A 16,180-nucleotide genomic window follows, 5' to 3' on the forward strand; every position below is an offset into this window, starting at 1 on the left:
CTTTCAATTAATAAGTTCTTTGAACAAATAGCTAGTTGTTTTTTATAGTTCTCAAGAGATTAGTTTGTTATGCGTAATTATTTTTAATGTATTACTCTAACAGTTTAGATGTTAAAGCTTTTTATATTTTTAGCATTTAAAACCTATCTCGTATATCTGCTCTGGCTTTGCTTGCACAATGCCCATTCAAAATAAACGACCTAATTTTGATAACTTTATATCTTTTCATTTGATGTTCCACATCAGAAGTAGTTCGGGGTTTTTTAAGTTATCTCTTCTTACACCTCCTAGGAAAATTCAGATTTCATGGATAAACCATTAATTAAACTTAACTTTTCATTTTCATCTTAGTAGCATATCCATACTTTAATACTAGAAGAGTTGCTCTTTTAACATTTTATGCATTTTCTTCATATTTTATAACTATAATTATTAGCAGGTCCTATGAGAAAGTTTATTTTGCTGACAATTTTTTTGTATTTGGGATGGGAATATTACGTTACAAATAATGGTGGTACATCTATTACTGAGGTAGTCAATAGCCGTGTTATAGCACCTTTAAAAGCACGCTTTAATAAGAGACAACAAAAACGCTTCTCTACTAATGAAAGTTATTTCGAATGTGATGGCAGACAATACTGTAAGCAAATGACATCCATTGAAGAAGCCTATTTTTTCAATAGGCATTGTCCAAATACTGATTTAGATAGTGATTATGATGGTGAGTTATGTGAAGGTGATCCTAGGTTTTAATTTCTATAGTTTAACTTTAATTCTAAATTCTATTTAGAATTAAAGTTTTCCTCCGCATTTACGAAAAATATGAATTTTCTTAATTCCATATCAATTACTTAGGTGTAACTTGATATAGAACAAAACTTATTTAAATAAGACTTTCCTTGTTTATTTCACAATAATAACATCGACAATAAACAATACTTTACTATTATAATTATTCTAAAAAAGTGACCAGCACTGTGAATAGCCAACTAATAAATAGCAATGAAGTTAAATTTCCTGAATCATCTATCCTATTATCAACTACAGATTTAAATAGCAATATTACTTATGCCAATGATGAATTTTGTAAAATAGCCGGATATTCCCTCGACGAAATGGTGCATAAACCTCACAATCTCGTTCGTCATTCTGATATGCCAAAGCTTGCTTTTGCTGATTTATGGCACCATCTTAAAAATGGTCAATCTTGGATGGGACCTGTTAAAAATCGATGTAAAAATGGTGATTACTACTGGGTGAATGCCTTTGTAACACCTATTAAAGATAAAACTGGTAATATCATTGAATTCCAATCAGTCAGAACCAAACAGAGTGATGAAGTTGTACAAAGAGCAACTGCTGAATATGCAAAAATAAACAACAACCAAAAGTCTCATGCTACAGCAGTAAAGTATGATGCCACTCTTTACATAAGTGCCCTGTTGCTAATTAGCTTTTTAGGCTCGCTGGCTGCCCTATTCAGTGCTGGATTTAATATTTTTAATTGTGTACTTGTACTATTTTTAGCATCAGCTAATGGGCTTATGTATTTTTGGCGCCAAAAATATTTAGCACTTATTAGTAAAGCAAAACAAGTATACGATAACCCCTTAATGGCTTACCTGTATTCTGGTACCAATGATCAATCTGGCTTTGCATATCTTGCACTTGAGATGCAAAAAGCAAAACTAAAAGCCGTTGTTGGCCGTGTGAATGATGTTAGTGTGGGTGTTAATTACAATGCCCAACATTGTGCCGAGTCTGGCCATAATGTTACGGAGCTTTTAAATAAACAAACTGACGAAGTTTCGCAAATTGTTGTAGCAACAGAACAAATGACCGCTTCTATTGATGAACTTTCGTCTAGCACGATGAAATCAAGCCAAACTGCTGAGTTAACGAATCAAGCAACAGAAGACGGTTCACTTGCTGTTAGACAAACTATAAATTCAATTAGTGAACTTGACGAAAAACTCAATGCCGCAAGCAATTATGTAGAAAACTTAATCCAAGGAAATCAAGATATTGTGGCAATTCTTTCTGAGATTAATGCCATCGCAGATCAAACTAATTTACTTGCTTTAAATGCGGCAATTGAAGCAGCCCGCGCAGGTGAGCATGGCAGAGGGTTTGCGGTTGTTGCAGGAGAAGTACGAGCTCTAGCGTCTAGAACTCAGCAATCAACAGAAGAAATTAGCAATGTATTAAATCAACTCACCCACGCTTCGAAACAAGCACAAATTGCCATGAATGACGGACTAGATTTGTCGGCCGATAGTGTTAAGCTTGCCCATCAAAGTGGCGATAGTTTAGACCATATTAAAGCGCAATCAATCAAGCTAAGTGAGCTTAATAGTGTTGTAGCCCAAGCGATAAAAGAACAGCTAACGGCAAGTCAATCGATCGCAAGAAATATAACAGCAGCTCAAGATTTTGCTCATGACTGTAAAGAGCTTGGCCAAACTTCGCAGCAACTTTGTGAAGCATTACTCAGTAAAGTGACAGAACAAACATCCTTGATTAGCCAGTTTAAGTAGTTAAAGCAAAACCACGATTATTTGATAAGGTTTATTTTCGGTGTGTGCTTATTAGTACACACCGCATCGAATGCTTCTGCTAGCCGTTCTGTTTCTTTGAATACCTGCTGCCAATATATAATTCGTGTATCAGCATCAAGTTCAGTAAAGTCTTTACGATCAGGGATTTTGCCATAAGGTAATGAAGCAACAAAGTCAGCTGATGGAGTGATCATCACTACGTTATCATAGTTACTCGGGGTAATTCCACGCTTTAGGCTCTTATCAAACCAACCTGCCTTTGGGCTATTATTAAAATGCGGATATAATATGAGCCCGTCATTATGAATACTTAAGTCAAAGTGATAATCGATAATACCGCCATCACGATACATACCAGGCGGTGTTCCTGTTATATTTTTAATACCCTGCATCACTAATGGAATAGAGCCTGAAGCAAGCAAAGCATCCGCTAAATTATGTTCGTTTAACTCTATAGTATGGGTATTGAAAGTATTATTATCGGAAAAAGATAACTGACTATCCGCAGGCTGAAATACATAACGTTCATATTGCTTACTTAACAAACGTCTACTCATTCGATTGACTAAGTAGCTTTTAGATAACCCCATTAACTGCATCACTTTGTTTTCTGATGCTGTAAAGCCATTCGATTTTGCAACTATAAAGTGGGCTTTAAAAATCGGGTTGTTAATGATTTCGTGAATACCATTTTCAGCAAATACAGTGGTTAATAACTCTCGTGCTTTTGTTGTTATTTCTTCTGGTTTTGCTTTATTCGATGAATAGCGTGTTTCAGAGTAAGACTTTGCTAATCGAGATATTGCAGCAACAGGGTCATTTTGTGCAAAACAAGCAGATCTAAATGCGCCAGCACTTGACCCTAATAAGTTTAAAGGTGTGGTACGGTCTTTAAAAAATTCACCAAATAGATATTTATCCAAACCAAATAATGTAAACCACTTGGGCCCGCCGCTTGCTCCTAAAAAGGTATTAAACAAATCGGCAGACAGGCCTTGCTCTTGAATTACTTTTGCAGCACTAGGCCCTGCATAAATATCTATCATGGTTACTTTTCTCGTTATTGTTTTAGCTTATTTGCGCCAAATCCCTTGCTCTGTTTGACCTTGAACCTGTACTTTTTCAGAATCAAAACTTGGCTCTAGCCCTACTTCACGTTGACTATGGTAGTCTTTTGTCACAGATAAGATGGTTGGCGTTAAGCGTATGATAGCGATAACGTTCACCACTGTCATTAAACCTAAAGCAATGTCTGCAAGATCCCACACTTGTTTAATGGTGGCAGATGCGCCCCAAATCATCATGGATAAATATAAACAGGTATAAATACCTCGGCCGAGTTTATTATCTAGTTTAAATAAATGTAGGTTACTTTCTGCGTAGGCATAGTTTGCAACCACAGAAGTAAACGCAAATAAGCAAATTGCAGCCGCTACAAAGTAAATGCCACCAGCGGCCATATGCGCTGTCATCGCAGATTGAGTTAAGCGTATTCCTTCCATTTCGCCGCTAATATCAATATCAGCCAATAAAATAATCACCGCCGTACAACTACACAGCACAATAGTGTCAAAAAACACCCCAAGCATTTGAATGTAACCTTGAGTGACTGGGTGGTTTGGTACTGGCGATGCACAGCCAGATGCATGTGGCACACTCCCCGCTCCGGCTTCATTTGAATAAAGCCCTCGCTGAATACCGTTTTTAATTGCGGCGCCCATAGCCCCTGCGCCTGCTTCTTGTAAGCCAAAGGCAGAAAGTAAAATATCTTCAATCATCGCAGGCACTTTACCGATATTCAATAAAGTAATAATAATGGCGGCGAGTACAAATAAAATTCCCATAACTGGCACAATGCGTTCAGCAAAGCGGGCAATAGCTTTAAAGCCACCTAAAATAATAGAGCCTGCCAGTATCGTGATCACAATACCTGAATACAGTGTTGGAATTTCAAATGCGTAATTGAGGGCATCGGTAATGGTATTCGTTTGCATGGCACTAAACGTAAAGCCATAACCAAGGAATAAGCAAAAAGCAAAACACACTGCAAGCGCTCGACTGCCTAACCCTTGCTGAATATAATAAGCAGGACCGCCTCTAAACTCGCCATTGGCATCCCTAACTTTATAGACTTGCCCAAGTACGCTTTCGGCAAAACCAGTGGCCATGCCCAAAATGGCAATCACCCACATCCAAAATATTGCGCCACTGCCCCCTAACGAAATAGCAACGGCAACCCCCGCAAGGTTACCTGTGCCCACGCGAGCTGAAAGACCAGTACATAAAGCTTGAAACGAACTAATTGAGTTTTTATCGGTGCTGCTACTCGACTTTAACAGGCTAAACATATGGCGAAACTTAACCAATTGAATCGCTTTTAGCCTTACCGAAAACCAGATACCAGCAAACAGAAGAATATAGATAAGAATTTGGCCTTCTCCCCAAAGAAGACCATTGATTGTCGATACAGCACTGTTAAACATGGCAAGCCTTTATTGTTCTTGTAGATAAAAAATCACAAAAAGTGAATAGCTAACCACTTTAACTCTATTTACAAATATCTCAAGTAGGCAATGGGATTAATTACCTGAGCCTGCTCCCAACTAATTTAGCAGTTGTTGCTCTAAAAAGGCACGACCTGCCGCTAAGCCTAATTTGTGATCATAGCGAAGATCTGAATCTGTACTACCCAGCAGTTTACTGCGTAATTTATCACCTGCAAAAATTTGTGTGATACGGGCATCACTTGGCGGGTTTGCAATGAAATCGAGTTCATCTTGATAAGCTTGTTCGTGTTGAACCAAGTAATCAATTGTTTTAGGGCAATAACCCGATACGCAAACCAGTGACTTCAATTTATTTACCCATTCAGATTGTACTTGGAAGTTTTCATCAACAGTACGAATAACCACAATATCGCGGGCACCACGATTATAGGCTTCTTTCACGGGTAAAGGTGCAGCTAGGCCACCATCTAAATACATATCATGGACTAAATCAGTATTAGAGCTTTGAATAATGGCATCGTTTGCGGCCTTGGTTGTTAACCAAGGAGTTAAGTTAACGCCATCTTTATATAAAAAGGGTAATGCACTTGATGCTTTTAACAGAGCCAACCATTGCGTATCTTCACCATTTGGGCTCAAGTAATAGGGTTTACGGTCAGCCGCGTTAGTGGTTGTGATCAACAGTTCGCGATTACCTAGGCTTTGTGTTGCTGTTTTAAAATCTAAAGCGCGATTTACTTCTTTGGTTTTATCAAAATACCAATCAAGATCGACAATGCTTTTACCAAACAGCCCGCGGCCAAGTTGAAAAAAACGTTTATGCCGCGAAAGGCCTCTGATCAGACGTTTTGCATAGCCTTTTTGACGCGCTAAATAACTTGTTAAGTTTTGTGAGCCTGCCGACGTGCCAATGAATAAATCGAATGGATCGTAATTATTTTCTAACCACGCATCGAGCACACCTGCGGTAAAAATCCCTCGTTGCCCACCACCCTCAGCGATTAATGCTGTTTTTGTTTGTGGTTCTACTGCGGCAATTGTTTGAGATTTCACGGTGCACCTTCCTAGGGTTATGGTTAATAAATGTATTGTATTAAGTTAATTTCAATCCTTAAAACGGATTATATAAATTGATTTAATCTATAAAACCGTTTAATAAATGAGTGTCAGGGCTTAAGCAATGCGCATAAAAAACTCATTACACGCATTCACTATTTGCCAAACCGTATTAGTGCATGATGCTTGCTAATATTTCCAGCGCATGTTGTCTGTCACTCAATTCATACAGGTCATTTGTAAAAATAAACTCATCAACCTGTAGCGTTTGTTTAATCATACTCAGCTTATGCTTAACGCTCGCTTGACCGCCCACAACAGAAAGTCCTAAAAAGTTTTCTACTTGCATTTTTTCTTGCGCTGTCCACAAGCCTTCCATTGTTGATACAGGCTCTTTAAGCCAAAGTGGCTTGCCGCGCATAAGTGCTAAGATACGTTGTTTCGCTGTGGTTGCTAAAAACTGTGCTTGTTCGTCGGTGTCAGCGGCAACAACGGGTAAACCAAGCATGACGTATGGCTTATCTAATACCTCGGATGGCTGAAATTCTCTGCGATACAATGCAATGGCATCTTCAACAAAGCGTGGGGCAAAATGACCCGCAAATGCATATGGCAAACCTTTTTTTGCCGCAAGCCCCGCACTATAAAGGCTTGAGCCCAGTAACCAGATTGGTACATTTGTATCTTCACCTGGGATTGCGCGTACTGGAGAGTCACCTTTATATGGACCAAGTAAAGCTTGCAGCTCCGTTACTTCATCATTGAAGCGCTCAGCGCGTTGTTCGTCACGGCGCAAAGCTCGGCTGGTAATTGGGTCACTGCCTGGTGCTCGGCCTAAACCTAAATCAATGCGACCGGGGTATAAACTCTCTAGGGTGCCAAATTGCTCAGCAACCACCAGCGGTGGATGGTTAGGTAACATCACCCCACCTGCACCTACGCGGATATTCTGAGTTTTACCTGCGATATGACCTATCAGTACTGAAGTTGCGGCGCACACGATACCGCGCATATTATGATGCTCTGCCATCCAAAACCGATTAAAACCCAGTTTGTCGGCTGTTTGTGCATAGGTAACACTGTTAGCTAGTGTTTGCGAAACGGTTTCGTGCTCTTTCATTGGGCTCAATTCAAGCAATGAAAAAGGTGTATTGCTAAGGTCTGACATTCGCTCTCCAAAATTTAACTCTTTATAATTAGTTAATGAGAGCGAATGGCTATTTTTCAAATGCTAATTAGGCACGGCTTTGTTGCTGTTTTTCCACCTTTAGGCCATCGGCGTCAATACCACGCTTCCAATAGGCTGATGCAACAATGTGTTCACGATCAATTTCAAAACTGCTTGTTACTAAACGGCGAATTGCTTTTACCAAGTTTGCTTCTAGTGCCATAAACACCATAGGTTGCGTGTTATAGCCAGCACATAAGCGTGTTACTTGGTCGAGAAGATCTGTTTCTGGCTCATCTGTAACTAACCATTCAACACTATGTTGGCTGTGTGCCTTAATTTGCTCAAGCTCAATGATGTCGGCTTTATCAGCAACATGAATAATGACATCAACAGTGGCATCTTGTGGCAGGGCTTGTAAGTAGCCATTGATTGCATTTACTGAAGTTAAATCTGCCAGCATTAAATAATGTGTTTGTGTAAAATCAGTGAGTTTTTTAGGGCCAGGGCCTGCTATACCTACCTCGTCGCCTACACACGCATTTTGTGCCCAGTTGGTTGCCACGCCTTGATGTTGGTTAACCACAAAATCGAGGGTAATTGCACCGTTAGCAGGGTTGATATCACGAATAGTGTAAGAGCGCATTAATGCAGGATGCTCAGCGTGTAAATCAAGTTCAACCTTAGATTCACCGGCATGCGGGAGTAATACCTTTACGTACGCACCTTTTGCATCTTGCGGGAAGTCAGCAAACTCGTCTGAGCCAACAACAATTCTTTGTAGATGCGGGGAAATACGTGTAGTACTTAATACGTTTGCACGACGAACTTTTCTAGCCATCTTTCTCTCCTAGCTGGTTAAATTGCACAACGCCCCGATAGTTGATATAGTCAACTATACGCTTTTGATTGACTTTGTCAACTAAATCCACCAACTGAACTTAGGTGAACCATGCCACAAACCTCGCTTTCTTCTGCTTTATTTACACTGGCACAAAGTTACCGTGTCACTGTACGCGAAGCCATTAACGCCAACGAGCTTGGCCTTAATGCGCTGCATGTACGCTGTTTACATATCATTGCCGAAACACAGCACTGTACCGCCAATGATATTGTTACCAAAACAGGGCGTGATAAAGCACAAATAGCACGCTTAGTAAAAGAGCTTATAAAGCTTGAACTGGTTTCTAAATGTGCCGACGAAAATGACAAACGCTGTTTAATTTTATCCTTTACTGATCAAGGTAACGCCCTGTTCTCGCGCTTAGAAGTTGCAGAGCAAGAGGTTGATGCCAAACTTTGCCACGGTTTAACTGATCAGCAAGTACGTGATTTCATTGCTATTGCCACAACTATGATCGAAAATATCAATCACAACACGCCGTGATCTTATTGGCAAGATAACCACAAACCACTATACTGTATGAATGTACAGTATAGTGGTTTTGTTATGCGTGTTATTCCTATTTATATCGAAGCTGGCGTATGTGGTTTTGAATCACCGGCAGCACAATACAAAGAACTAGGTCTATCATTAGATCAGCTATTAATTAAACACCCTGATGCAACATTTATTGGTATTGCCTCTGGCGAATCAATGCAAGGTGTGGGGATTTTTGATGGTGACTTATTACTGGTTGACCGCGCCGAAGATGTTAAAAATGGCGATGTCATTGTCGCGAATCTAAATGGTTTATTTGTTTGTAAGCTATTAGATAAACACAATGCTCAGTTATTATCAGCCTCGCCTAAATACCCCGCGGTGCAACTACGCCAATCGGATGAATTTCAGTTAGAAGGCGTGGTTACTCGCTCAATTCGCTTACATCGCAGTAGTAAAGAGCTATTAGCATGTACGCCTTAGTCGATGCTGTGGCCTTTTATGCCAGCGCCGAAAAAGTATTTGATCCGGCTATTCGTAGTAAACCTGTTGTGGTGCTCACCAACAACGATGGCTGTATTTGTGCCGTGTGCCCTATTGCACGAAAGCTGGCTATTCCAAAATTTCAGCCTTATTTTCAAGTAAAGAAAATACTCGAAGATAACCAAGTGGTGATCCGCTCATCTAACTATGAGCTGTATGCGGATTTAAGCGAGCGAATGATGAACGTGATTGGCCGCTTTTGCGATAATCAGCACATATATTCTATTGATGAATCATTTTTAAACTTTACTGGTTTCAATAAGCTTATTCACGACTGGCATCGTTATGGCCATGATATTCGCCGTACCGTATGGCGCGAAACAAAGCTACCTGTTGGGGTTGGATTTGGCCCAACAGCCACCCTTGCCAAAGCCGCCAATCATGCAGCTAAAAAACTCCCCGGCTTTGATGGCGTTGCAGTGATTGACTCAGAAGCTTCACGGATAACCATTTTAAAAGCCATGGACGTACAAGATATTTGGGGCGTTGGTCGACGCTTAGCTAAAAAACTCAAAGCAATGAATATCAATACGGCTTTTGATTTAGCCGAGCAAGATCCACGAAAAATGAAACGCCTGTTTAGTATTGTATTAGAGCGCACAGTGAACGAGTTACGCGGAAAAAGCTGCTTAGCCTGGGATGAAGTACGCCAAGACAAAAAAGAAATTTTTTCGACCCGCAGTTTTGGAGAGCGTATCACTGACGCCACCGCGCTGAAAACGGCACTGATCAATCATTGTGTCATTGTAGCAAGAAAACTACGTGCGCAAGGTTCACACACTCAACGCTTATTAATGTTTGTGGCCAGCTCTCCTCATCAAGATGGCTATTATAAAAAGTCCTATATTTATGAGTTTAGTGTCGCCACCGCCGATAGTTGCGTGTTTGCCAATGCTATCAGCGAGGTATTTGATCATCTCTATAAACCCGGGATACGATTTTATAAATGTGGTGTAGGTGCCCTAGAGTTATCGAGCCACATATTTCAGCAACCTGATTTATTTCAAGCACCTATCGATAACCCTAAACTGATGCAGTGTCTTGATAGCATTAACACCCGTTATGGCGTGGGTACCCTTGCCATAGCCAGCGAAACTCCTACGAGCCGTTGGCATATGAAACGCGCGTACTTATCGCCTCATTACACAACCCGCTGGCATAACCTACCGAAAATACATTGTTAAAAGTCTGCCTGCTTAGCATTTAATAAACTACATAAATCCTTAGGGGCCAATGCAATCTCAAGACCTCGCTTACCAGCTGAAACATACATCACGTCAAAGTTATCAGCAGATTGATGCACATAGGTATTAAGGCGCTTTTTCTGACCTAGCGGACTCACCCCCCCTAAAATATAACCTGTCGTGTTTTCGACTTTTTGTTGTGGAGCCATCTGCACTTTTTTAACCTTTGCCGCCTTTGCTAGCATTTTCAAGTTAACTTGCTGGCTCACTGGCACAATAGCAACCAAAAGCTGATGCTCAGTATCTTCAAGTACTAAAGTTTTAAATACTTGCTCAGCAGGGAGTTTTAGCTTCTCAACCGCTTCAAGGCCAAACTGTTGCTTTGAAGGATCATGTTGATAGCTGAGCACATCAAAATTAATACCTTTCTTTTGTAATAAATTAATAGCCGGTGTCATTACTTCTTCCAAATACTGAATGCTGAACGATAAAAAACATAACGTGAACGGTAGTCTAAAAGCAATTAATCAAAACCTACAATCGTACTAATTTAAGTAAAATGAACTACACTTAAGTGATAGACACTACGCAAGGTAAAGAACATGTCTAGAGCTAATAGCCTATATCTGGTTAAGCAGTTACTTATCATACTCACCCTGTTGTATACGATTAATTTTATCTGCAACGAATACTTAGCGTGGAACTCCTCTATTGATTGCCAAAATAAATGTCAAACACTTGGTCTAAATAAAGGGAAGATTCAAAAAACGGTATTCTCTGATGATGTAACATTGTGCAGATGTCTTGATGATTCTGCCTATTATGTTGTATTAGATTAAATCTGAAAATGCCGATTAGGAATAGGGTCAATTTAACGTATTATAAATTAGGTATTAATTTAACAAAGGAAGATAGATGTTTTTAGACTACTTTGCACTGGTCATGCTAGTGTTTGTAACGGTAGTAATATTTTATGGTGTTATTGCCATTCACGATATTCCCTACGAAATTGCCAAAAAACGTAATCACCCTCACCAAGATGCCATCCATTATGCAGGCTGGGTTAGCCTGTTTACCCTACATGTGCTGTGGCCATTTTTATGGGTTTGGGCGACATTATGGCGTGATGACCGCGGCTGGGGGTTTAACCAAATTCAAAAGGAACAAGAAGACTTAGCAGAAAAAGTAGCTAGCCTGACAGCCACGGTTGCAGCACTACAAGCACAAATAAATGCTCAATCGAATAATAAAGAGAAATAGACTATGGATTTGTTATTAATACTCACTTATACCGCATTGTGCATTGGTATCTTTAAAGTGTTTAAAATCCCACTTAATAAATGGACAGTACCCACCGCGGTACTCGGTGGTGTGGTACTGATAGGCGCTTTAATCCTATTAATGAACTACAATCATCCACATTCAAATATGGCCAGCAGTGCCTATGTCACAACACCCATTGTGCCAAATGTACGTGGTACCGTTGAAGAGGTTGCAGTAAAGCCAAATCAGCCGGTTAAAAAAGGTGACTTATTGTTTCGCATAGACGATACCTTATATCGAGCCAAACTAAATCAAGCGATTGCCGCTTTGCAGGATGCAAAACAGTCAGTGCTCGGTTTAGAAGCGAGCTATAAATCAGCACAAGCCAGTGCCCTAATGGCTAAAGCTGAATATGATCGTAGCAAGAAAGAATACGAACGTTATGAAAAAGGCGCAAAAAGCGGTGCTTACTCAAAAGGCCAAGTTGATAATAAATTAGGTGTCTATTTAGCAGCAAAGGCAAGTTACGAAGCAGCACAGGCCGAAGAGTTACGTCAAAAACTTGCATTTGAGTCTGAAATAAACGGTGAGCAAACTAAAATTGCCGCAGCTCGCGCTAATTTAGAGCAAGCTCAATTTAACTTAGACAGCACAAGCGTTTATGCACCTACCGATGGCTATGTAACACAACTAACATTACGCCCTGGGATGATTGCAGTACCAATGCCATTACGCCCAGTAATGACCTTTGTGCACAAAGAAGATACCGTTTACGTCGCTGCATTTAGACAAAATTCACTATTAAGACTCGAACCAGGCTACAAAGCAGACTTTATCTTTAAAGCTATTCCTGGCAAAACCTTTGCAGGCGAAGTAATCGATGTATTACCTGCGATTGGTGAAGGGCAAGTACAAGCACAAGGCACACTGATGGGCACTGAGTTTTTTGCTCGTCAAGGGCGCGCAATTGTCACCTTAAAGATCACCGATGACATGAGTGAATATCACCTGCCACAAGGAACAAGCACAGAAGTTGCAGTTTATTCAGAACACTTCGAACACGTATCAGTGATGCGTAAAGTATTGATCAGAATGAAAAGTTGGCAAAACTACCTATTCTTAGATCATTAAGGCATAAAAAAGGCGCTTATCAGCGCCTTTTTATTCTCGAACTCAAGTTACTTAACTAGAAGTTACTTAGTTAGGTCATCGAAGAATTTCTTCACACCATCAAAGAAACCTTTTTCTTTTGGACGGTTTTTAGAGCCATCTTTACCCATGCTTTGCTCAAGCTCTTCAAGCAATTCACGTTGACGGTCATTTAGATTCACTGGCGTTTCAATAACCACTTTACAGATCAAGTCACCTTGAGCGCCACTACGTACAGACTTAACACCTTTACCACGCATACGGAACATCTTGCCCGTTTGGCTTTCTGATGGGATCTTCAGTTTTGCACGACCATCCAGTGTCGGCACTTCAATTTCGCCACCCAGTGCTGCTGTCGTAAAGCTAATTGGAACTTCACAATACAGATTATTACCATCACGTTGGAAAATCGGGTGTTCACGAACAGAAACCTGAACGTATAAATCACCTGCTGGTGCACCATGCATGCCCGCTTCACCTTCGCCTGATAGACGAATACGGTCACCTGTATCAACACCCGCTGGGATCTTCACTGATAAGGTCTTAGTTTTTTCTACGCGACCTTGACCATGACAGCTGTCACATGGATCAGAAATAATTTGACCTGTGCCCTGACACGTAGGACAAGTTTGCTGAACCGCGAAGAAACCTTGGCGCATTTGTACTTGACCAGCACCATGACAGGTAGTACATGTTTTTGGTTTAGAACCCGCTTTTGCACCGCTACCATCACATGGCTTACAGCTAACCCAAGTTGGTACTTTAATTTCGACATCTTTACCACGAACGGCCTCTTCAAGGCTTAAATCCATGTTGTAACGTAAGTCCGAACCACGTTGTTGACGCGATTGACGACGACCACCGCCACCACCAAAGATATCTCCAAACACATCACCGAAAATATCACCAAAATCACCATGACCGCCGCCGAAGCCACCGCCATGACCGCCACCACCTTGTTCAAAGGCTGCGTGACCATATTGATCATACATCTGACGTTTTTGGTCATCAGTGAGTACTTCGTAGGCTTCTTTTACTTCCTTGAATTTAGACTCAAGTTCTTTATCGCCTGCGGTACGGTCTGGATGATATTTCATCGCTAAGCGCTTATACGCTTTTTTTATGTCTCGTTCGCTGGCATCTTTGCTCACGCCGAGAACTTCATAATAATCGCTTTTTGACATATCTATCACACTACTCTTTTTACTGCAGTTACACTGCGTAAGGTAAGTCGAACGACTTTACCGTTTATATACATGCAAAAGGCGCGTCAAGCGAAATCGCTGGCGCGCCTCAATCATTTCATCCTAACTTAATTGGCTAAACAAAGCAGCCATTAATGCGTTAGGCAGAAGCGAAACAAGCAATTACTTGTCGTCTTTCACTTCTTCGAACTCTGCATCAACAACATCGTCGTCTTGTTTTGCAGAAGATTGTTGTGCACCTGCATCCGCACCACCTTGTTGTTGCTGTGCTTTAGCTTGTGCAATTTCCATTAGCTTTTGTGACTTCTCAGCAAGAGCTTGAGTTTTCGCTTCAATCTCTTCTTTGTTATCACCTTTAATCGCCGCTTCTAACTCAGTAAGCGCAGCTTCGATTGCTTCTTTATCTTCTGCAGGTAATGCATCACCCGCTTCTTCGATTTGCTTACGTGTACCGTGAACCATTGCATCAGCTTGGTTACGAGTTGCTACTAGCTCTTCGAATTTCTTATCTTCTTCAGCGTGCGCTTCAGCATCACGAACCATTTTTTCAACTTCATCGTCGCTTAGACCTGAAGAAGCTTGGATTGTGATCTTCTGCTCTTTACCTGTATCTTTATCTTTAGCAGATACATGTAAGATACCGTCCGCATCTACGTCAAATGTTACTTCGATTTGTGGCGTACCACGTTGTGCTGGGCGAATACCTTCTAGGTTAAATTGACCTAGTGATTTGTTATCGCTTGCACGCTTACGCTCACCTTGTAGTACGTGAATCGTTACCGCTGATTGGTTGTCTTCAGCTGTTGAGAAAACTTGTGATTTCTTAGTAGGAATCGTCGTGTTTTTCTCGATTAGCGCAGTCATTACTTGACCCATAGTCTCGATACCTAGTGATAACGGAGATACATCAAGTAGAAGTACGTCTTTAACGTCACCAGCTAATACACCACCTTGAATCGCTGCACCTACTGCAACTGCTTCATCAGGGTTAACATCTTTACGTGGCTCTTTACCAAAGAACTCTGCAACTGTTTTTTGAACTAGAGGCATACGTGTTTGACCACCAACAAGGATGATGTCATTTACGTCGCTTACTGATAAATCAGCATCAGCTAGTGCACGCTTAAGTGGCTCAATTGACTTAGTTACTAAGTCTTCAACAAGTGACTCAAGTTTTGCACGAGTAACTTTCACGTTCATGTGCTTAGGACCTGTTGCGTCAGCAGTCACGTACGGTAAGTTAACTTCTGTTTGTTGTGCAGAAGAAAGTTCAATTTTCGCTTTTTCAGCAGCTTCTTTAACTCGTTGCATTGCAAGCGGGTCGTTTTTAAGGTCGATACCTTGATCTTTCTTAAACTCTTCAACTAAGTAGTTGATAACACGGTTATCGAAATCTTCACCACCTAAGTGAGTGTCACCGTTAGTTGCTAACACTTCAAACGTGTGCTCGCCTTCAACTTCGTCGATTTCGATGATAGAGATATCGAAAGTACCACCACCTAAGTCGTATACTGCAACAACGTTTTCACCTTTATTTTTGTCCATGCCGTATGCAAGTGCAGCGGCAGTTGGCTCATTGATAATACGTTTAACTTCAAGACCAGCAATACGACCAGCATCTTTAGTCGCTTGACGTTGTGAGTCATTGAAGTATGCAGGTACTGTAATTACTGCTTCAGTAACCGCTTCACCTAGGAAGTCTTCTGCTGTTTTCTTCATTTTTTTCAGCACTTCTGCTGAAATTTGTGGTGCAGCACGTTTCTCGCCACGCGCTTCAACCCATGCATCACCGTTATCAGCTTTTACAATTTTAAAAGGCATGATACCGATATCACGTTGTACTTCTTCGTCTTCAAAACGACGACCAATTAAACGCTTGATTGCAAATAATGTGTTAGTTGGGTTAGTTACTGCTTGGCGTTTTGCAGGTTGACCAACTAATGTTTCACCGTCTTGCGTGTATGCAATGATCGATGGTGTTGTGCGATCGCCTTCCGCGTTTTCGATAACGCGTGCTTTATCACCGTCTAGTACTGCTACACAAGAGTTAGTAGTACCTAAATCGATTCCAATAATTCTACCCATGAATCTTCTCCAACTTCAAAATTCGTTAATACGTTCGATGACTAGTAAATAGGGATGCAGGAAACTGAATTCAACTATAAA

At 40.8% G+C, this 16,180-nt stretch carries 15 protein-coding genes; 7 read left to right on the forward strand and 8 right to left on the reverse strand.

Annotation, left to right across the window (positions count from 1 at the left end; translation table 11 throughout):
• Positions 1-444: 444 nt before the first annotated feature.
• The gene (locus BIZ38_RS21955; RefSeq protein ID WP_054552227.1) at positions 445-753 is read left to right on the forward strand and encodes an excalibur calcium-binding domain-containing protein; all 309 of its coding nucleotides are present in this window, start codon (positions 445-447) and stop codon (positions 751-753) included.
• Between the two features lie 224 nt (positions 754-977).
• Complete coding sequence (locus BIZ38_RS21960; protein WP_187490378.1) at positions 978-2,537, forward strand: methyl-accepting chemotaxis protein; 1,560 nt, start codon at positions 978-980, stop codon at positions 2,535-2,537.
• A gap of 17 nt (positions 2,538-2,554) precedes the next feature.
• Here the strand turns inward: BIZ38_RS21960 and BIZ38_RS12330 are convergent, their stop codons facing one another.
• From BIZ38_RS12330 to BIZ38_RS12350, 5 genes are all read right to left on the reverse strand, one after another.
• The gene (locus tag BIZ38_RS12330) at positions 2,555-3,604 is read right to left on the reverse strand and encodes a patatin-like phospholipase family protein (protein ID WP_138617262.1); all 1,050 of its coding nucleotides are present in this window, start codon (positions 3,602-3,604) and stop codon (positions 2,555-2,557) included.
• 27 nt (positions 3,605-3,631) lie between these two features.
• A complete protein-coding gene (locus tag BIZ38_RS12335; RefSeq protein WP_138617264.1) occupies positions 3,632-5,041 on the reverse strand; it encodes an alanine/glycine:cation symporter family protein in 1,410 nt (469 codons plus the stop codon).
• A gap of 120 nt (positions 5,042-5,161) precedes the next feature.
• Complete coding sequence (locus BIZ38_RS12340) at positions 5,162-6,118, reverse strand: patatin family protein (protein WP_138617266.1); 957 nt, start codon at positions 6,116-6,118, stop codon at positions 5,162-5,164.
• A 175-nt stretch (positions 6,119-6,293) separates the two neighbouring features.
• The gene (locus BIZ38_RS12345) at positions 6,294-7,289 is read right to left on the reverse strand and encodes an LLM class flavin-dependent oxidoreductase (protein ID WP_054552222.1); all 996 of its coding nucleotides are present in this window, start codon (positions 7,287-7,289) and stop codon (positions 6,294-6,296) included.
• 67 nt (positions 7,290-7,356) lie between these two features.
• Positions 7,357-8,130: a siderophore-interacting protein gene (locus BIZ38_RS12350; protein ID WP_187490379.1), complete on the reverse strand. Its 774-nt coding sequence runs from the start codon at positions 8,128-8,130 to the stop codon at positions 7,357-7,359.
• Between the two features lie 111 nt (positions 8,131-8,241).
• Here BIZ38_RS12350 and BIZ38_RS12355 point away from each other — a divergent pair, with 111 nt between their 5' ends.
• From BIZ38_RS12355 to BIZ38_RS12365, 3 genes are all read left to right on the forward strand, one after another.
• Complete coding sequence (locus BIZ38_RS12355; RefSeq protein WP_054552220.1) at positions 8,242-8,676, forward strand: MarR family winged helix-turn-helix transcriptional regulator; 435 nt, start codon at positions 8,242-8,244, stop codon at positions 8,674-8,676.
• Between the two features lie 63 nt (positions 8,677-8,739).
• Positions 8,740-9,153 carry a LexA family protein gene (locus tag BIZ38_RS12360; RefSeq protein WP_054552219.1) on the forward strand — a complete coding sequence of 138 codons (414 nt, stop codon included), beginning with the start codon at positions 8,740-8,742 and terminating at the stop codon, positions 9,151-9,153.
• Positions 9,141-10,397: a Y-family DNA polymerase gene (locus BIZ38_RS12365; RefSeq protein WP_187490380.1), complete on the forward strand. Its 1,257-nt coding sequence runs from the start codon at positions 9,141-9,143 to the stop codon at positions 10,395-10,397. The genes BIZ38_RS12360 and BIZ38_RS12365 overlap by 13 nt, the downstream gene beginning before the upstream one ends.
• On the opposite strand, the gene ybaK is transcribed toward BIZ38_RS12365, so the two are convergent.
• Complete coding sequence (gene ybaK, locus BIZ38_RS12370; RefSeq protein ID WP_187490381.1) at positions 10,394-10,855, reverse strand: Cys-tRNA(Pro) deacylase; 462 nt, start codon at positions 10,853-10,855, stop codon at positions 10,394-10,396. The genes BIZ38_RS12365 and ybaK overlap by 4 nt on opposite strands.
• A gap of 457 nt (positions 10,856-11,312) precedes the next feature.
• On the opposite strand from ybaK, the gene BIZ38_RS12375 reads away from it, so the two are divergent.
• Positions 11,313-11,657 carry a DUF3302 domain-containing protein gene (locus tag BIZ38_RS12375; protein WP_054552213.1) on the forward strand — a complete coding sequence of 115 codons (345 nt, stop codon included), beginning with the start codon at positions 11,313-11,315 and terminating at the stop codon, positions 11,655-11,657.
• 3 nt (positions 11,658-11,660) lie between these two features.
• On the forward strand, positions 11,661-12,791 hold the full coding sequence (locus BIZ38_RS12380; protein ID WP_187490382.1) for an HlyD family secretion protein: 1,131 nt from the start codon (positions 11,661-11,663) through the stop codon (positions 12,789-12,791).
• Positions 12,792-12,853: 62 nt separating this feature from the next.
• On the opposite strand, the gene dnaJ is transcribed toward BIZ38_RS12380, so the two are convergent.
• Positions 12,854-13,993, reverse strand: a complete 1,140-nt coding sequence (dnaJ, locus tag BIZ38_RS12385; RefSeq protein WP_138599789.1) for a molecular chaperone DnaJ — start codon at positions 13,991-13,993, stop codon at positions 12,854-12,856.
• Positions 13,994-14,176: 183 nt separating this feature from the next.
• Positions 14,177-16,099: a molecular chaperone DnaK gene (gene dnaK, locus BIZ38_RS12390; protein ID WP_138599790.1), complete on the reverse strand. Its 1,923-nt coding sequence runs from the start codon at positions 16,097-16,099 to the stop codon at positions 14,177-14,179.
• Positions 16,100-16,180 lie beyond the last annotated feature (81 nt).

Source organism: Pseudoalteromonas sp. BZK2, assembly GCF_014349195.1.
Classification (GTDB): domain Bacteria; phylum Pseudomonadota; class Gammaproteobacteria; order Enterobacterales; family Alteromonadaceae; genus Pseudoalteromonas; species Pseudoalteromonas simplex.